Source organism: Acinetobacter marinus (assembly GCF_900096915.1).
Taxonomy (GTDB): Bacteria; Pseudomonadota; Gammaproteobacteria; order Pseudomonadales; family Moraxellaceae; genus Acinetobacter; species Acinetobacter marinus.
The window spans coordinates 223,506-241,746 of record NZ_FMYK01000004.1 but is presented as its reverse complement, the minus strand read 5'-3'; the positions used below and the strand labels follow the sequence as shown (position 1 = coordinate 241,746).

Genomic DNA, 18,241 nt, shown 5'->3' with positions numbered 1-18,241 from the left:
TCGATTGGAATCAACATTCAAGGAGTTCTTCATGGCTGACATCGTAATTGTCAATGGTGCCCGTACCGCAATGGGTGGTTTTCAAGGTAGTTTGGCGGGTGTGACTGCACCTGAGCTCGGCGCAGTATCAATTAAAGAAGCAATTGCACGCTCAGGTCTTCAACCGACTGATATTGAAGAAGTGATCATGGGCTGTGTATTGCCTGCTGGTTTAAAGCAAGGTCCTGCTCGTCAAGCGATGCGTCAAGCTGGTCTTCCTGATTCTACTGGTGCTGTGACCATCAATAAACTTTGTGGTTCAGGTATGAAAGCCGTAATGCAAGCTGCTGATATGATTAAAGCAGGCTCTGCAAGTATCGTGGTAGCTGGCGGTATGGAATCGATGACCAATGCGCCATATATCTTACCTAAAGCACGTGGTGGCTACCGCATGGGACATGGTGAAGTGAAAGATCACATGTTCTTAGATGGTTTGGAAGATGCAGAAACTGGTCGTCTGATGGGTTCTTTTGCCCAAGACATGGCGAATACAAAATCGTATAGCCGTGAGCAAATGGATGAGTTTGCCATTCGTTCATTGAAGCGTGCACAAACTGCTGTGACTGAAGGCTATTTTTCCGATGAAATTGTTCCTGTCACTGTATCTACGCGTAAAGGTGATGTGGTTGTTGATAAAGATGAACAACCATTCAATGCAAATATTGATAAAATTCCAACACTACGTCCTGCTTTTGCTAAAGACGGCACCATCACCGCGGCAAATGCAAGTTCGATCTCTGACGGTGCGTCTGCATTAGTATTGACGACTGCTGATAATGCGCAAGCAAAAGGTCTAAATCCTTTGGCAAAAATCATTGCATACGCATCAAACTCACAACACCCATCTGAGTTCACCATTGCACCTGTTGGCGCAATCCAAAAAGTATTGAACCAAACAGGTTGGGATGCAAAAGACGTTGACCTTTGGGAAATCAATGAAGCATTCGCCATGGTTGCGATGTGTCCGATTGATGAGTTCAAACTTGATATTGAAAAAGTCAATATCAACGGTGGTGCATGTGCACTTGGTCATCCTGTTGGTTCTACAGGTTCACGCATTATCTTGACTTTGATCCATGCGCTTAAACGCACAGGTGGCAAGAAAGGTATTGCAGCGCTGTGTATCGGCGGTGGTGAAGCAACTGCTGTGGCGATTGAATTACTTTAATTCAAAAGTTTAAATACAAAATCCCGCATCAATGTGCGGGATTTTTTTTATTCGTGACTCAAAATTTATAACGCAATATCTTGACTATCATGTGTCGCATCAAGCTGACAATTCACCATCCATTGCACGCCAAATTGATCAACAAAAGAACCAAATAATGCACCCCAAAAGGTTTTTTCTAAAGGACACTCAATATGACCATGCACAGACAATTGATTGAATAGGCGTCGTGTTTCAGTTTCATCATTGACGAGATTGATGGAAATATAGTGGTTATTACCTTGAATAAATCCTTTGGCATTATTTCCACAGAAGGCTTCCATATAGTCAGAACCCATCAACTCAGTATGTTCGTTGAGTGGCAGTGACACATGCATAATAAAGTTGCGTTCTTCCTCGGTTAAATTCACACCATCTTCGGGTGGCATATCACCATAACGGGTCATATTTGAAAATGTGCCACCAAAGACAGATTGATAAAATAAAAATGCTGCTTCGGTTTGCCCCTTGAAGTTTAAGTAATGATTGAGTTGCATTGTTATATCCTCACGTTCCCTAAGTTAGATTTTTCAAAATTGTATAAACAATATACGATGTGTTCATGTAACATCCTATCTTTGAATTGTTATCCGATTATTATTCAATTAGATAGAATTGCGTTGTCTATCACAAAAAATCCCGCATCAAAGTGCGGGATTTTTATAAACAGCATGAGTTATTTTTTAACGACTGGTTTGATAGCTTGCTTCACGTACCGCCGTTGAGGCTTGATAAGGATGGGTAAAATCATTCAAACCTGCCGCAGCTTCCTGAATATCTTTACCTTCTTTAATCACAAAGCTGTCAAAACCTGAACGCTTTAGATAATTCAGTACATCTTTAAAGACATCACCGACTGCACGCAATTCGCCTTGATAACCTTGACGGCGTAAAAGTGCTGCAAAAGAATAACCACGACCATCGCCAAAACCTGCGAAATCAATAAAAATCGCATCAAGTTGATCGAGTGGAAAATCTGTGGTTTCAGGTGAATCTTCCGCAGTCAAAAATAATGCTTTTTTACCTGTCACATTCGGTAATTGGTCAAGCTGTTCAACAGTTAGTACAACATCACCTTGTGGCAACTGCCCTTCTTCAGAGATTTGCTGAAAAGTATTGTCAAAAATACTGCCATCTTTAGCGAGCACAGGCTGAGTCAAATTAAGCATATGCACGCTCCTTAAATGGTTTGATGCCAACACGGCGATAGGTATCGAGGAAACGCTCTTCACCTTCACGTAAGTCAAGATAGGTATTTAGAATTTCTTCAACCACATCAGGCACAGCTTCTGCAGCGAACGATGGCCCAAGAATATCACCAATCGATGCATCATGATCAGCGTTTCCACCTAAGGTAATTTGATAAAATTCTGCGCCTTTTTTATCCACACCCAAGATACCGATATTCCCGACATGGTGATGACCGCAGGCATTCATACAACCTGAGATATTTAAATCCAGTTTGCGTAGGTTATAGACAGTATCTAAATCATCAAAACGACGGGTAATCGCTTCTGAAATCGGAATTGACTTGGCATTTGCCAATGAGCAGAAATCACCACCTGGACAGCAGATAATATCAGTGATAAATCCGATATGGGCACGTGCCATATTGGCTTGATCAAGGATTTTCCACAGTTCAAATACATCTTTTTGCGGGACATCAGCAAGGACGATGTTTTGTTCGTGTGTAGTACGCAGCTCGCCAAATGTGTATTTATCCGCAAGATCGGCGATAAAGTTCATTTCTTCAGTGGTCACATCACCTGGCGCAACACCAGCACGCTTTAAGTTAATGGTGACAATATGATAGCCCTGCACTTTGTGCGCATGGGTATTGACGTTAAACCATTGCTTAAACTTCGGATGCTCTGCGAACAATGCGCTGAAATCTTCATTTGGCAAGTCTTGATAATCAAATGGCTTAAACACTGCATCCATTTTCGCCAAAAGCTCAGGCGCAACTTTCATTTGATCTTGGATTTGCGCAAATTCTGCTTCGACTTTTTCAGCGAATACTTCAGGGGTCAGTGCTTTGACCAAAATTTTAATACGTGCTTTATATTTATTATCACGACGACCATGTAAGTTATAAACACGTAGAATTGCTTCTAAATAACCGATCAGATCTTCACGTGCAACAAAGTCACGAATAAAGCTACCAATCACAGGGGTACGACCTAGACCGCCACCGACTTTGATTTTATAGCCCATTTCGCCTGCGTCATTGCGCACGATATACACGCCAATATCATGAAAAGACGTCGCCGCACGATCGGTTTCTTCGAGCGCAGATACAGCAATTTTAAACTTACGTGGTAAGAAGGCGAATTCTGGGTGGAAGGTACTCCACTGACGAATCAACTCACAAGTTGGACGTGGATCTTCGACTTCTCCAGCAATCACGCCTGCATATTGATCGGTCGTAGTATTACGAATACAGTTGCCTGAGGTCTGCGTCGCATGCATCTGCACGGTTGCAAGTTGCTCAAGAATCTCAGGAATATCTTCCAGTGCAGACCAATTGAGCTGAATATTTTGACGGGTTGATACGTGTGCATAACCACGATCATATTCCTGACTAATTTCTGCAACTTTGCGCAATTGTGTTGTGTTCAGCAAACCATACGGCACCGCAATACGAAGCATTGGCGCATAGCGCTGTACATATAAGCCATTTTGCAAACGCAGCGGACGATATTCATCCTCAGTCAGCTTGCCTGCAAGATAGCGTTCGGTTTGATCTCGAAACTGGGCAACACGTTGATTGAGCAACTGTTGATCGAAGTCGGTATATAAATACATGGCGTTCAGCTAGTAAGTCATTCTAGAAAGGTGTGTAGCATACCGACATTTACTTCATCAATAAAATGCTTTTTTTGCATATTTAATTTCGATTTTATTGATAAGAGCATCATCACGGTTCAATTTTAATGATGAACAACGCAAAAAACGCCCACCGAAGTGAGCGTTTTGACTTTCTCTTTTTAAGATTCGCTTTTTTAAATCAGACTGAGATTATTTGCTATCAGGTAAAGCATAAGCCACCAAATAGTCGCCCATCTTGGTACCAAATGAGCCATGACCACCCGCCATGATCACCAAGTATTGCTTACCATTGCTTTCATAAGTCATTGGTGTGGCTTGACCACCCGCAGGAAGGCGTGCTTCCCAAAGTTTTTCGCCATTGGTGACATTAAATGCACGGATATAGTTGTCTTGTGTCGCCGCAACAAACATCACATTACCCGCTGTTGAGATCGAACCACCCAGACCTGGTACGCCGATTTTTACTGCTGGTAACTGCATTAAGTTTGGTAAGCTATCACGGATCGTTCCGATACGTTTTTTCCAGACCACTTGATGAGTTTTCAAATCTACACCTGCCACATAGCCCCACGCAGGTTGCTTACATGGTAGTCCAAGTGGAGATAAGAAGGCTTTGATTTCCACACCATAAGGCACACCGTACATTGGTTGTACGCCTTGTTCTGTACCCGCACCTTTAGCAGTTTCTGCACGGTTTGGATCAGCTGGAATCAGCTTGGTGACAAATGGCAAGCCGATCGGGTTCATTACCGCAACTTGACGATCTGGGTTGACTGAGATACCACCCCATTCAAACACACCTAAGTTCCCTGGGAAAACCAAGGTGCCATTTTCAGATGGTGGGGTATAAATGCCATCGTAGTTCAATGACTTGAAGTAGGCACGGCAATACATTTGGTCAAACATGGTTGCGCCCCACATGTCTTTGTCTTGCAACTTTTCTTGCGGTGCAAGATCAAGTGCAGAGAAAGGTTGGGTGGCAGAGTAACGCTCACCTTTGGTTTGCGGGCCACGTTTTACCGTTTGTGGTACTGCTTTTTCAGTGATCGGGACAATCGCTTGACCATTACGACGATCAAGTACAAAGACATTACCTGTTTTGGTGGTCACATAGATTGCTTGACGCATTTGACCAGTTTTGTCTTGAACATCAGCAAGAGTTGGTTGCGATGGTACATCCATATCCCACAAATCATGATGTGTGGTTTGGAAGTGCCAAACAATTTTACCTGTGCTGGCATTGATGGCAAGCACCGCATTGGCATAGCGCTCTTTTAGATCAGAACGATCACCACCCCAAATATCTGGCGTACCCACACCAGTCGGCACATAAACTAAATCAAGTTTTGCATCATAAGCCAATGGCGCCCAAGCATTCGGTGAATTGTGCTCATAAGTACCACCTTCACCCGGCAATGCGTTTGGATCTTGCGCACCTGTATCGAATGCCCAAGACAATTCACCTGTATTCACATCATAACCACGGATCACACCTGATGGCTCTTTGCTCGAATAGTTGTCGGTCACAGAACCTGCGATCACCACGGTCGTACCTGAAACAATCCCTGGTGAAGTTGGGTTATAGCCACCTGGATATGAATATGGCATAAATTTTTGCAAATTCACTTCGCCATTGTCACCGAAGTCACTACATTTTTTGCCTGTATCAGCATTCACTGCGATCAAACGACCATCATTGACTGGCAAGAACACTTTACGTGGGCATTCCGCAGACGATGATTTTTGACTTTGCAAACTGGTCGCAAACTCTGCGGTATTCGCCACATCATAATACATCACACCACGACAGGTCAGATGCTGGAAGGTTTCATCCGCTTTTAGTTTCGGATCGAAACGCCATTTTTCTTTACCTGTTGCAGGATCAAGCGCAATCAACCATTGATGCGTGGTACACATATACATGTTGTTGCCGATTTTGATCGGTGTCACCTGATTGGTGGTTTCACCTGAATCATTCGCCGTCTTCATATCGCCAGTACGGAAAGTCCAAGCGACTTTAAGATCTTTGACATTTTGATCATTGATCTGTGTCAACGGTGAATAACGCTGACCTGCTTGAGTACGACCATAGGCAGGCCAATCCGCATCTGCCACACCATCAACTGCTTTTGCAGTTGATGGCTGAGCCGTTGGCATGGTGCCATTAATCTGCTGTGGATCATTAAAGATCGCCACCGCCATTAACACTACAGCAATTGCTAGCATTCCTGACAATGCCCATTTGCTTGGCAGTTTTGGTTGTTCAATGCCACGAGTTACCGCAGGAATTAACATCCATAAGCCCAGCACACCGAGCACATCGAGACGAGGCGCTAATGCCCAGAAGTCTGTACCAACTTCCCATACCGCCCAAATAATGGTACCGAGCATCAGCACGGCATAAACCAATAACGATGCGATAGAACGGCGCAATAACAATACGCCACTGACCAGCAACATCAATCCAGCAATGATGTAGTACCAAGACCCACCAAGCACTGCCAGATAAATACCACCACCCAACAAAATCACACCAAATAACACGAGTATCAACGCTGTAAATACACGCATACCTGATTCTCCTAGTGTTTGAGGATTGCCCTCAATCATGTTGTCTGGTGAATGATGCGATAAAATCTTGCTTGAACTTGCCCGACTTTATCGAATCCATTCACCCTATTTTTCAAATAAAATCTGTGCTTTGCCAACTTTGTTTAATCACTTCACAGAGATCAATACATAAATAGCCTAAAGCACAGAAATTAAAATTTTACGAAATAAAGTTGCGTCAACTTAAACATTTAACTCTAAATACTTAAACTTAAACACTTCACTTAAAACGCTGTCATAAACTTAATGCCACCGACCCAAGCATCATCATTTTCGTCATCCAATGCACCGATGTGACTAATATATTGCACATTCGGACGCACAGTGAGCCAGTTGTTGACGTGAATGCCGTAATACAATTCGGTGTTAAACTCGACATCACGGTTCTCTAAATCTTCATTGAGATGAATGCGAGAGAAGCCTAAAGCCAACTCATCTTTTGGACGTTGATCGGCAAGTCCCATATAGCTCAGTCCGATATTTTGCATATCCACCACAGCATTGGTATCAGGATCAAACCATGTCGCATTAAAGAAACCTGTTAAACCACGTGTTGCATCGTCCGCATGCTGGGTAAGTTGTTGTTTACCTGACAACCAAAACCCTTGGCGATGATCGGTTTTGCTGGCATCGTTAATGGTCTGGGCATCCACAGTACTGCGGAAATAACCTGCACGATATTCTGCTGGCATCGTCGCTTGTGGCCGCCAAACCACTTCCATCGGGATCAATGCGCCATGCGAGCCGTCTGTGCTGAGATTAAAGCCTTTGCCACGCTCTAGGTTTTCTGGATTGTACTCATACACGCCAACTTGTGCATAAACTGCTGGATTGATTTGATATTTCACTCGAGCAGCCCATTGGCTGACAGGCCAGTTGTACCACTCGTCACCCGCCCAGTTGCCCATTTGCGAGCCACACAGTGCCAAATTTTGGAAATTACAATCAAAACTATTAAAGTCTTCACCTTCACCGAAACGACCGACTTTAATGTCCAGTTTTTCATCCAAAAACTTTTTCTTGATCCACAGATCGGTCAAACGCCACGTCTGACCACGCCCCCAGACTTCTTGAACAGAACTCATTTGCCCTGCCAATGCATCCGAAGTATTGGTGAGGTTTTGCCCATCACGCCATGTTACGGTGATATTTGCTTCAGTATCTTGCCAGCCTAAGATTTTTTCCAAATCAAACTGCGCACCGAGTGCCAATTGACCTGTATATTCTGTGTCATGGTCGCTATCACGAGATGAATCCAGCAAGGTCGCCGACTCACCTGTATAGCCCAAGGAAAAGTCATAACCTTGTTGTGATAATGCAGTACGCTGACCATTCCAATCGCCAAACATCCACGGACTTTCACTTGAAAATGCAGTTTGTGCATGACTGCTCTGAAGCATCGCCGCACACAATAATGTTGGCATAAAACCCAATTGCAAAATACGCAACTGCCCAGCTTTGGACATAGTGACCTCTATAAATGACTCATCAGTTTGGGTTAATTGTAACAATATTTGCTTTTATGGTAGTGCTTGGTATGGCTTGTGTTGTGCTTATATTCGACTAAAACAGTCAACTTTATCGTTATATCTTTTTGAGTTCAATCATTTTTTAAGAATTTATTAGACTTTAGTCTAATGCATTAACCAAGTTCGGTAATTGTTGCTTTTTTTACCATTTCCCAGCGCCTAAGGCTTGCCCAACGAAATCATAACGCATGCTTGAACGTGAAAATTTAATGGGATTTGCCAGTTGACGCTGTGACTGCTGATCAGCATGGTCAGTATTTAACGGCACATTTACTGTCCAATCTCGTTCATCTGCCAATGCTGAATCTAGTGCCTCACCCAGCATCAGCACTGGCTCTACGCACAAATCATGCGTTGCAAATAATTCTTGCCAAAAAATCAGCGGTTGTGTAGCGATTTTCTCTTGAATGGTAGCTTTCACCTGCTGTTGATGCTCTAAATTCGGCGACAACGCTTTTTCAGCGATGATCGGCAAATCCAAAAGCTGCGCCAAGCCCTGAATAAATTTCGGCTCGAGCCCGCCAATCGACACATAGCGCCCATCAGCACAGCGGTAATAATCATAAAAACTGGCGCCATTTAAGACTTCAGATTCAGCTTGCACAGGATGATCTGCTGCCAACTGCGCTGCCCCCGCCAAGCTATTTAAGCTCACCGCACAATCTGTCATGGAAATATCAATATATTGCCCAAGACCACTCCGCCCACGCTCAAATACTGCCGCCAAAATCGCAATCACCGCATGCAATGAACCGCCTGCCACATCCGCCACTTGCACACCTAAGGGCGGTGGTCCTGAGACTTTGCGTCCGCTCTGCCCAGCAATGCCTGATATTGCTAAATAATTAATGTCATGTCCTGCACGATGGCGATAACTGCCCGTTTGCCCATACCCAGTGATTGAACAATAAATCAGTCGTGGATTGATCTGCGATAGAATCTCGTAGTCTAAGCCGAGTCTTTTCATCACCTCAGGGCGAAACTGCTCGACCACAATGTCATAGTCATTGATTTTAGATTTGATCAGCTCGATGCAACTTTGATCTTTTAAATCCAGCGCAATCGACTGCTTATTCCGATTCAGATAGCTGTGTGCCGTCGCTTGTCCATTGGCATAAGGTGGCATCATACGCACCAGATCGACTCGACTAGGTGACTCAACATGGACGACTTCCGCCCCCATATCGGCAAGCATCATGGTGGCAAATGGACCTGGCAATAAAGTCGAAAAATCTAAGACTTTTAAACCACTTAACGCACCATTCATATCGCATCCTGCCATTTTTTATATCAATTAAAGACTTAAACATATCTACCTTAGAGAGGATGACGATCAAGCACAATAGATTTTTGCTCAAAACCATTGTCATTTTATGCCAAGTGAAGTGCACTAAGACTAAAGTTTAGAACTGTACTATGAGTCTAGCTAAACCCATGAATCCACATCAAATAATTCACGATTTGATAAAATAAAGACATATTCAAAGACCTATCATTTGGGTTATCATCAACCAAGTGAACAGTTGTACTTAAATTTATTTAAAAGGTGTATTTATGAGCCGTGATACGATTAGCATTCATTTTGTCAATGCGGCGCTGACAGGTGTAAAACGTCTCGGGCTAGATACCGACAATTTACTGTCGCATGTGGGGATCGAAGCAGAATTATTAAAACAGCCTAAAGCCCGTATCTCACCTGACCAATATACCCAGTTTGTCAAAATGCTGTGGCTCGTCACCCAAGATGAGCATGTCGGTTTTGATGTGCAGCCTCGTAAACTCGGCACTTTTGCCATGATGTGTCAGCTCATCATTCATTGCAAAACACTGGGCGAAGCACTGGAGCGATCCACCGAATTTTATCGTTTATTCGGCGATGAATGGGCAGTGATCTTAGAACGAGATAAGCATGAAGCTCGTTTGATTCCGATGATTCCTAAAGAACATGATCCCGATCATTTCTTGACGGAAAGCATGCTGATGATCTGGCATGGCTTGGCATCTTGGCTGATCGAACGGCGCATTCCCTTAGAGCGTGTGCACTTTGGTTATGAGCGTCCAAAACATGCCGATGAATATGATGCCTTATTCTTCGCCCCCGTGATGCAATTTAATGCACAGCGTACCGAAGTGACGTTTGCAGCGGATTATTTGGATTTACCAATTCGCCAGACCGAAGAAACCCTCGAGGACTTCCTTAAAATGGCGCCAGCGCAATTACTGGTGAAATTTAAAAATACCAACTCACTCACCAACCGCATTCGTGATGTCCTGAAAAGTCAAATCGGCGAAGAAATGCCAACACTGAATGATGTCGCAGCGATGCTGTATCTTTCCCCGCAAACTTTACGTCGTCGCCTTGCTACTGAAGGTAAAAGCTATCAAGGCGTCAAAGATGCCCTGCGCCGTGATGCGGCGATTCATCTTTTACTGCGTCAAGACCTGACTTTGGAAGATGTCGCACAGCAAGTTGGCTTTAGTGAAACCAGTACCTTTCACCGTGCCTTTAAGAAATGGACAGGTGTGACCCCAGGGTTGTATCGCCAACTACACGGCGGTTATCGTCATAGCGATTTATTGGAATAATTTTTATCCGCAAAAAAGCTCAAATGAACGCAATATTCGTTTGATCTTTGTCAGCAAAGCCCCTATAATTTGCGCTCCATTTCGTTTGGTCATTTTGTCAGTTTTTACCTCAAAATGGGCAAACCAACTATAATAGGTATTTCGTTCATGAAAACTCTCAGTGCAAAACCTGCTGAAGTGCAACACGACTGGTACGTTGTGGATGCATCAGGTAAAACACTTGGTCGTTTAGCGACTGAAATTGCTCGCCGCCTTCGTGGTAAGCATAAAACTACGTTTACACCGCACGTTGACACAGGTGACTACATCGTTGTGATCAATGCGGAACAAGTTCAGGTTACTGGTAACAAGTCACTTGACAAAAAATACTATCGCCACACTGAATTCCCAGGCGGTTTGAAAGAAACTAACTTTGAAAAATTAGTTGCACACAAACCTGAAGAAATCTTCCAACGTGCTGTTAAAGGTATGTTGCCAAAAGGTCCTCTTGGTTATGCAATGATCAAGAAAATGAAAGTGTATGCTGGTAGCGAGCACCCTCATACTGCTCAACAGCCACAAGTTTTGGATATCTAAGGGATAAAAGACATGGCACAAAATTATGGTACAGGTCGCCGTAAGACCGCAACTGCACGTGTTTTCTTATCAGCTGGTACTGGTAAACTCGTGATCAACAACCGTTCAATCGAAGAATACTTCGGTCGTGAAACTGCACGTATGGTTGTTCGTCAACCGCTTGAGTTGCTTGAAGCAACTGGCAAATACGATCTTTACATCACTGTGAAAGGTGGTGGTATCGGCGGTCAAGCTGGTGCTATCCGTCACGGTATCACTCGTGCATTGATTGCATCTGACGAAACTTTGAAGCCTGCGCTTCGTCAAGCTGGTTTCGTTACTCGTGACTCACGTGAAGTTGAACGTAAGAAACTTGGTTTACGTAAAGCACGTAAACGTCCTCAATTCTCTAAGCGTTAATTTTTTCAGAGCTACGGCTCTTTACAAATTACGGTTTACAGAATCGAAAAAAACCTCGGAATTTCCGAGGTTTTTTATGCTTAGGCTTTCCTCACTACCTGAGCACTGAGTCGTAGATCGACGCAAGGCATTGCATATACCTAGTGCAATAGCAAAAGTGAGAGGGGTTCGTACGCAATCTTGGTTGGCGTAGCCAAGCAGAATTGCCAAAAAAGTTGATTAAGCGCTCAATGTAGCAGTCACGCTTTTATCAAAGTTGAGATTGACGCATATCAATGGATTACAGTACAAAAAAAAGAACCTCCTTTTAATGGAAACTCAATTTTAAAAAATCAAAAGATAAGATGAGTTACAGCAAATCTTTACGGATCAAAGATTTGACTTTTTCAACCGTATCTAGCGGATGCTCCAGTGGGAACATATGTCCACCGTCAACCACATGGAATGGAATGCCGAGTTTACGCTTTGCCACATGCGGAAATTTACGTTTGTAAAATTGACTGTCTCGCCCAACCACCAAATCCACAGGCACTTTCGGCTTCGGTTGAGGCAACCACCATAGCGATGGATTTTTGCGAAAAATTTCTACTTCGGCTGCCTTCGGAATGGTTAAAGTCACACCGCCACGCACGGTATCTTCAGTCAAACCGTGCTGAATATAAGCATCGAAACATGTGCGATCAAAGTGTTTAAAAAAGCCTTTTTGCGACAGTTGTGCCGCCGCTTGTTCACGACTTTCCCAATGATCACGGCGAAACTTAGATAGACCCGCAGGGGTAATTTTATCTACCATCTTCGGGCTAAACAATTTCGATAGATGAAAAACCAAAGACGCTGTCCCCATAATAAACGGTGGATCAAGCATGATCACTTGATGGATCAAATCTGGACGCTTATTGGAGACCATATAACTCAGCACCGAACCGAGCGAATGCCCTAGTGCAATCACTTCACGCCCATTGGCTTGTGACTCAATGCTGTCGGTAATCTGTTGTACCAAATAATCCCAATGGTTGGTGATCGGATAGCGAGGATTCGCACCCACGGGGGTGGTGTAAATAATGTCATATTCATCAGACAGCGCTTCAAAGAGCTTTTGATAGGTTTCTGATGGAATGCCATTGGCATGGGCAAAATGAATCAGTGGTTTCATAAGTGGAATTCTTAGCTGTTTGTCTTTTTTATCTTCTTCCCCTTGGGGCAAATCCACAAGAGGAAGAACTGAGCAGTTTTACAATTGCAATCCATGATTTTACATGCGCAAGATCGCTGTATTGTGCGCTTGCTTCACAACATTATTGCAATTTCGCTGGTTACTGTAATTTTGCCTGTGATTGCGCTTCGATCTGTTGATTGATCGACTGACCAATACCATTGCCAATCGACGTGCCAACCGTACCAAGCAATGACTCAAGCGGGCTACGCTTCACGGTATAATCGACTTTTTTATCGACTTTCAATTCACGTGCTAAGGTCGTTAAATTGCCCGCTTTATCAGCTAAACCAATTTTGATCGCCTGATCACCCGTCCAGAATAATCCTGAAAATAAATCAGGAGTTTCGGTTTTCAAACGCTTACCCCGCCCTTCTTTCACCGCATTGATAAAGTGTCCATGCACATTATCGAGTAAGGCTTGCACGTGGGCTTTTTCCGCTGGGTCTACAGGCTTGGTCCAGCTCAGCACAGACTTATGATCACCCGAAGTCATGGTGCGATCTTCAACACCTAACTTTTTCGCCAGTTCGGTCACGCCATAATTCGGCATAATCACGCCGATTGAGCCGACAATACTCGATGGATTGACATAGATTTCATCAGCCGCAGAAGCAATGTAGTAAGCGCCCGATGCACCCATATCGCCAATGATGGCATAGACTTTTTTATCTTGATGCTGTGTTTTTTGATAACGAATTTCTTGCCAGATTTCGTCAGACTGTACAGGCGACCCACCGGGTGAGTTGATATTCAGCACGACTGCTTTGGCATTTTCCGCTTCAAAAGCACGCTTTAAGGCTTTGTTGGTGTCTTTACTATTCACACTTTTGGCATCACCCGCAATCATGCCCTGAATATCGACCACCGCAAGATGTTCGTCCGAGACATTGGGTACAGCATCAACCTGAGTCGATGTGCTACAGCCACGTCCCAATACCACCAAAACAAACATCAAATACAAGAAAGTTAATAACTTAAAGAAAATCCCCCAGCGCCGTGCACGACGTTGTTCCTCGACCGAGGCAAGCACCGCCTTTTCGAGTATTTTCCATTCTTGACCTTGAATTTGACCTTGAATTTGACCTCGATTGAGATCGGTTTGGTTCGCTTGTTGTTCTGAAGAGGGTTTAGGTGGCCAATCAGACATCTTATTTTCCTAAATCAATTTTTCCTGCACATCATACAGTTTATCTTAAAGACTGCCTATCTGTGCTTAAAAATCTTCTAAATTCGACACTTTTCAGCGTATAATTTAAATTGGTCGCATTTCCCATTGCGATTTTTATTTTTGTAGATTATTTATAGTGTTATGCAAAATAAATCGACTGCACATCCTTGGCTACTGTTTTTTTTCCAGATTATTCCGTTACGCTGGCAGCAAAGTCTGGCGGGCGCTGTTGCGGGACTACTTGCTCAAATTGGACAAGCCGAAACCAATCGTACCATCAAACGCAATATTGACATTGCTTTTGCCGACCTCAATGCGCAACAACGGCATCAGATCGCCAAACAAGCAACTCAAAATGAATTACGGGCGTATTTTGAATTTTTTCATATTTGGGGCAATTCCAAACAAAAAAATCTGGCATTAATCCATCAAGTACATGGCTTGGAACATTTGAAATCAGCATTGGCGAAGCAAAAAGGTGCGGTGCTGATCGTACCGCACTTTGGCACGTGGGAGGTGATGAATGCATGGCTATGTCAGCATTCCGATCTGACCATCATGTATATGCCGATCAAAAACCCAACCATGGATCGGATCGTGCTGGATGCCAGACAACGTGAGGGTGCAAATCTGGTACAGACCGATGAAACTGGGGTAAAGCAGATTTTTAAGGCGCTCAAAAATGGCGGGACGACGGTGATTTTGCCCGACCATACCCCAAAAAATGGTGGCGAGTTGGTGTCTTGGTTCGACATCCCCGTGGAAAGTAGCCAACTCAGCGCCAAGATGATTCAAAAGACTGGCGCTGGCGCATTGTTGCTATATACCTTACGCAATGATCAGGGCGGTTTTGATTTGTATATTGAGCCGATTTCTGAGCAGATTTATGATCGTCAGCAAAATGGCACTGCAATCATTCATCAGCATATTGAACAACTGATTCGGCGTCATCCAAGCCATTATCATTGGAGTTACAAACGCTTTAAAGCCAGCGCTGAAAGTAAGAAGGTATACAGCTTGCCCCATGCAGAAAGTATTGCTTTGGTGCGTTCAATTCAGGCCAAAACGCAGCAAGACAAAATACTGCACCAAGCGCAAAAAGAGCAGCCACCACAAGACAACACCTTACCAACCCAAGCGGATCACAGCAAATCAATCTAATCCTGCACGTTGCAAAACAAGTCCATTATTAGGTTGCAACCATTTGCGTTCGGCACGGCGATATTGCCATGTCCACGGCGCATCACGTTGTGTCTGCTCGATATGTATTCCGCCCATCTGTGCCGTATCGATTACGGGAATATGTAACGCGGCTAAACGTGCCATGGTTTCAGGTGTCGGGTGTCCATAGCGGTTGTCAATCCCGACAGAAATCACAGCGAGCTTAGGTTGAAGCTGTTTTAAAAAATCATAGGCTGAACTGTGCCGACTGCCGTGATGCCCAAGTACCAACACATCGACCTGTAATTCTGGATAATCACGAAGCAGTTGATATTCAGTCAGCCAACCCGCATCACCCATCATCAATATTTTGAAGGTTTGCGTCGCATTTTTCGTGGTCAACAATACCACGCAGGATGATTCATTTGCGCTTTCGATCGGATCATGCTGCATCGGTGACAATACATCAAACAAGATCCCATCCCATTGCCACGACTGTCCACGCTCACACCTCACAAAAGGTACATTGGGAAAATCAGTAATGTCATCATCTTGTACATTACTGCGTAGTTGCTGCACCGCAATCTCACGCACCACCGCAGCCGTGCCACCACTATGATCCAAATCCAGATGCGAAAGCAAAATTTCATCCAGCTCCCGCACACCCAAATCCCGCAAATACGGCACAATGACACGATCACCCATAGTCGGCTGATCGGCTTGCCACGCGCCCATGCCTGTATCCAGCAAGAGATGGTGATTTTCAGTGTGGATCGCAATGGCTTGCCCCTGCCCCACATCCAAAATATCGACATTTAAATACGAATTCATACTTTGCTGAAAAAACAGCGGAATGAGAAAGAACAGCGCCCAATAGCGTGCAATCAAGCCTTTGGGGAGCATTAAAATCGCCACAGCCACACTAATACACAGCAGACTTAGCCCCGTTAAAAAATTTGGCAAATATAGCGCTGTTGCTACAGGCTCAACCAGTTTGATCACATACTGAAAAATCGACAATAAAACTTCACACATTGCCCAAAGTAGTCCAGCCAATGATTCACCAATCAACGGCACCACTTGCCAAAAAAATGCAGCCAAAATATTCAGTGGCACAATGATCAAACTAAGAAAGGGAATCGCAACTAAATTGACAAATGGTGAAATGAGCGAAACCGCTTGAAACTGCCACAGCACAATCGGCAGCAATGCAACAAATACACGCCACTGCGTCTGCCACAACACTGCACATGCATATTTGAAATGTTCTACCCACGTATCTTCAGGATGTGACTCATGCTGTTGCACTTGGCGATAGATCAAGAGCAGAATCCCCGATGCGACAAAGGATAACCAAAATGCAGCCGACAAAATCGCAAAGCAATCCAAGATTAATACCATCACTGCTGCCAGCAACAACATACTCAAACTAGAAATCTGCCAGCGTTGCCACAGACAAATGCTGGCAATACAGGCAATCAGCCATGTGCGTAACGCAGGTATTTCAAACCCCGTAAATACTACATAAAAGCTGACCAAACTCAGAAAAATCGGGATATAAAAAAGTTGCCGTGGAATCTGTAAATACAGCTGTTCTAAGCGCCCAACTCGCATCAGCAGATGGATTATTTTCATCACAGTCCATGTCAACATCGCCGCTAAAAGCAATACATGAGGTCCTGAGATTGCTAACAAATGGCTGATACCCAACACCTGAAAACGCTGTGTGGTCGCCTGATCAATACCACTACGATCCCCTGTCAATAATCCCAAAAGCAAGCCTTGTTCTTGGCTATGCCGTGCTATGTCGGAATCATCAGTATTACTAGACTGGCTTTGAGTTTGGTTTTGATCTTGGCTTTGGTGTAATAACCGTTGCCGAAATTCAAGTCGTAACTTTTCAATCTGCAAACGCCAGTCATTGAGCCATCCCCGCTGATCAACCACGAAGCGATACCACCCCATCGCCTGCACATCGGAAGCACTGATTGGTTGGCTATAAAGTACCGTGGCTGTGCCTTGAATGCCTTGCTGAAGCAACCATTTTTCTTGATCAAATCCACCATGATTGACATAACCATGTGGTGGCTTGATGTCCAATGTCATTTGATAAAACTGCCCCAGCGCCATCTGATCAGTACTCATGCCGATCACCTCACCTTGGGCATCATAGATGCGTTTTGGATAGAGTAGTATTTTCAGGCTTCGGTTTTGTTCAGGGATAAGGAGCTGTGCAGGCTGTCGCCAATTTTCCAACTTACCATCGCTCAGCTGTGAAATATAAACAATCCCTTCAACGGTTTGGCGCTCGATCACATCATCTGCCAATCGCATGCTCAGCCGTTGATCGGCATAACTCATTGCCAAAAACATAGTACAGCTGAGACAGACGAATTGAGCTAGTCGTTGCAACGAGCGCCACTGTATCGTTCGATCAAACCGCCAAAGTAAAATAAGCAACACACAACAAATAATGCACGGTAGCGACCACCACAGCGAATAATATCGCTCAAGCCAACCCATCGGAATGCCGAGCGTGGCTATCCCTGCGATCCACGCCAAACAAATCAGACGAAACATCGCAATGCCTTAACAATTTGTGTCTGAACAATTTGTATCTTAGCGACTTGTGCTTTCGCTTGTGCCAGACATATCCGAGTCTTAATAATGCATTGAAGTTTAATCGTTGTTTTTCCCATGCCTAGAACCATGTTTAGAGTCATGTTTAGAATTGTGATCATCCCTTGGTCATTCCAATCATTCTGATTTTTAATACTTTGTATTTTGTTTAACAGTACTGAATGCTGAAACTATTGTCGAGCACTATTTCCACAGTTCTAGCCATCTTGAGTCGGAAGTTCACGCAATAAAAAACTGACCTATTTACATAGATCAGTTTTGACAGATTTCATTCAAGATAG

14 protein-coding genes are annotated in these 18,241 nt (G+C 44.0%); 5 read left to right on the top strand and 9 right to left on the bottom strand.

Going from position 1 to position 18,241, the window contains the following annotated elements; genetic code table 11:
* The first annotated feature begins 31 nt into the window (after positions 1–31).
* Complete coding sequence (locus BLQ60_RS09480; RefSeq protein WP_092619395.1) at positions 32–1,207, top strand: thiolase family protein; 1,176 nt, start codon at positions 32–34, stop codon at positions 1,205–1,207.
* A gap of 65 nt (positions 1,208–1,272) precedes the next feature.
* Here BLQ60_RS09480 and BLQ60_RS09475 read toward each other — a convergent pair whose 3' ends face one another.
* From BLQ60_RS09475 to BLQ60_RS09450, 6 genes are all read right to left on the bottom strand, one after another.
* Positions 1,273–1,743, bottom strand: coding sequence for a VOC family protein (locus tag BLQ60_RS09475; protein ID WP_092619392.1), 471 nt, complete (start codon positions 1,741–1,743; stop codon positions 1,273–1,275).
* 186 nt (positions 1,744–1,929) lie between these two features.
* The gene (locus BLQ60_RS09470; protein ID WP_092619389.1) at positions 1,930–2,415 is read right to left on the bottom strand and encodes a DUF934 domain-containing protein; all 486 of its coding nucleotides are present in this window, start codon (positions 2,413–2,415) and stop codon (positions 1,930–1,932) included.
* On the bottom strand, positions 2,408–4,051 hold the full coding sequence (locus BLQ60_RS09465; RefSeq protein ID WP_092619386.1) for a nitrite/sulfite reductase: 1,644 nt from the start codon (positions 4,049–4,051) through the stop codon (positions 2,408–2,410). The genes BLQ60_RS09470 and BLQ60_RS09465 overlap by 8 nt, the downstream gene beginning before the upstream one ends.
* Before the next feature lie 213 nt (positions 4,052–4,264).
* Positions 4,265–6,685 (bottom strand): glucose/quinate/shikimate family membrane-bound PQQ-dependent dehydrogenase, encoded by a 2,421-nt coding sequence (locus BLQ60_RS09460; protein WP_092619383.1) that lies wholly within the window; start codon positions 6,683–6,685, stop codon positions 4,265–4,267.
* Positions 6,686–6,909: 224 nt separating this feature from the next.
* On the bottom strand, positions 6,910–8,085 hold the full coding sequence (locus tag BLQ60_RS09455) for a carbohydrate porin (protein ID WP_244516018.1): 1,176 nt from the start codon (positions 8,083–8,085) through the stop codon (positions 6,910–6,912).
* A 271-nt stretch (positions 8,086–8,356) separates the two neighbouring features.
* A complete protein-coding gene (locus BLQ60_RS09450) occupies positions 8,357–9,481 on the bottom strand; it encodes a CaiB/BaiF CoA transferase family protein (protein WP_092619586.1) in 1,125 nt (374 codons plus the stop codon).
* 287 nt (positions 9,482–9,768) lie between these two features.
* On the opposite strand from BLQ60_RS09450, the gene BLQ60_RS09445 reads away from it, so the two are divergent.
* The 3 genes from BLQ60_RS09445 to rpsI all read left to right on the top strand — a co-directional run bounded on the left by BLQ60_RS09445 (position 9,769) and on the right by rpsI (position 11,775).
* Complete coding sequence (locus BLQ60_RS09445) at positions 9,769–10,800, top strand: AraC family transcriptional regulator (RefSeq protein WP_092619380.1); 1,032 nt, start codon at positions 9,769–9,771, stop codon at positions 10,798–10,800.
* Positions 10,801–10,947: 147 nt separating this feature from the next.
* The gene (rplM, locus tag BLQ60_RS09440; protein WP_092619377.1) at positions 10,948–11,376 is read left to right on the top strand and encodes a 50S ribosomal protein L13; all 429 of its coding nucleotides are present in this window, start codon (positions 10,948–10,950) and stop codon (positions 11,374–11,376) included.
* Positions 11,377–11,388: 12 nt separating this feature from the next.
* Positions 11,389–11,775 (top strand): 30S ribosomal protein S9, encoded by a 387-nt coding sequence (gene rpsI, locus BLQ60_RS09435; protein WP_092619374.1) that lies wholly within the window; start codon positions 11,389–11,391, stop codon positions 11,773–11,775.
* Positions 11,776–12,124: 349 nt separating this feature from the next.
* Here the strand turns inward: rpsI and BLQ60_RS09430 are convergent, their stop codons facing one another.
* Both BLQ60_RS09430 and sppA read right to left on the bottom strand, forming a co-directional pair.
* Positions 12,125–12,928 carry an alpha/beta fold hydrolase gene (locus tag BLQ60_RS09430; RefSeq protein ID WP_092619583.1) on the bottom strand — a complete coding sequence of 268 codons (804 nt, stop codon included), beginning with the start codon at positions 12,926–12,928 and terminating at the stop codon, positions 12,125–12,127.
* A gap of 160 nt (positions 12,929–13,088) precedes the next feature.
* Positions 13,089–14,138, bottom strand: coding sequence for a signal peptide peptidase SppA (gene sppA, locus BLQ60_RS09425; RefSeq protein ID WP_092619371.1), 1,050 nt, complete (start codon positions 14,136–14,138; stop codon positions 13,089–13,091).
* A gap of 162 nt (positions 14,139–14,300) precedes the next feature.
* On the opposite strand from sppA, the gene BLQ60_RS09420 reads away from it, so the two are divergent.
* A complete protein-coding gene (locus BLQ60_RS09420; protein WP_092619368.1) occupies positions 14,301–15,320 on the top strand; it encodes a lysophospholipid acyltransferase family protein in 1,020 nt (339 codons plus the stop codon).
* On the opposite strand, the gene BLQ60_RS09415 is transcribed toward BLQ60_RS09420, so the two are convergent.
* The gene (locus BLQ60_RS09415) at positions 15,312–17,900 is read right to left on the bottom strand and encodes a DNA internalization-related competence protein ComEC/Rec2 (RefSeq protein ID WP_092619365.1); all 2,589 of its coding nucleotides are present in this window, start codon (positions 17,898–17,900) and stop codon (positions 15,312–15,314) included. The genes BLQ60_RS09420 and BLQ60_RS09415 overlap by 9 nt on opposite strands.
* Positions 17,901–18,241: the final 341 nt, after the last annotated feature.

Bases quoted from the DNA above. Each gene is read 5' to 3' on its own strand.
- BLQ60_RS09450 (WP_092619586.1), bottom strand. From the start codon at position 9,481: ATGAATGGTGCGTTAAGTGGTTTAAAAGTCTTAGATTTTTCGACTTTA.
- BLQ60_RS09465 (WP_092619386.1), bottom strand. From the start codon at position 4,051: ATGTATTTATATACCGACTTCGATCAACAGTTGCTCAATCAACGTGTT.
- rpsI (WP_092619374.1), top strand. From the start codon at position 11,389: ATGGCACAAAATTATGGTACAGGTCGCCGTAAGACCGCAACTGCACGT.
- BLQ60_RS09475 (WP_092619392.1), bottom strand. From the start codon at position 1,743: ATGCAACTCAATCATTACTTAAACTTCAAGGGGCAAACCGAAGCAGCA.
- BLQ60_RS09430 (WP_092619583.1), bottom strand. From the start codon at position 12,928: ATGAAACCACTGATTCATTTTGCCCATGCCAATGGCATTCCATCAGAA.
- BLQ60_RS09470 (WP_092619389.1), bottom strand. From the start codon at position 2,415: ATGCTTAATTTGACTCAGCCTGTGCTCGCTAAAGATGGCAGTATTTTT.
- BLQ60_RS09445 (WP_092619380.1), top strand. From the start codon at position 9,769: ATGAGCCGTGATACGATTAGCATTCATTTTGTCAATGCGGCGCTGACA.
- rplM (WP_092619377.1), top strand. From the start codon at position 10,948: ATGAAAACTCTCAGTGCAAAACCTGCTGAAGTGCAACACGACTGGTAC.
- BLQ60_RS09480 (WP_092619395.1), top strand. From the start codon at position 32: ATGGCTGACATCGTAATTGTCAATGGTGCCCGTACCGCAATGGGTGGT.
- BLQ60_RS09460 (WP_092619383.1), bottom strand. From the start codon at position 6,685: ATGATTGAGGGCAATCCTCAAACACTAGGAGAATCAGGTATGCGTGTA.
- BLQ60_RS09455 (WP_244516018.1), bottom strand. From the start codon at position 8,085: ATGCTTCAGAGCAGTCATGCACAAACTGCATTTTCAAGTGAAAGTCCG.
- BLQ60_RS09415 (WP_092619365.1), bottom strand. From the start codon at position 17,900: ATGTTTCGTCTGATTTGTTTGGCGTGGATCGCAGGGATAGCCACGCTC.
- sppA (WP_092619371.1), bottom strand. From the start codon at position 14,138: ATGTCTGATTGGCCACCTAAACCCTCTTCAGAACAACAAGCGAACCAA.
- BLQ60_RS09420 (WP_092619368.1), top strand. From the start codon at position 14,301: ATGCAAAATAAATCGACTGCACATCCTTGGCTACTGTTTTTTTTCCAG.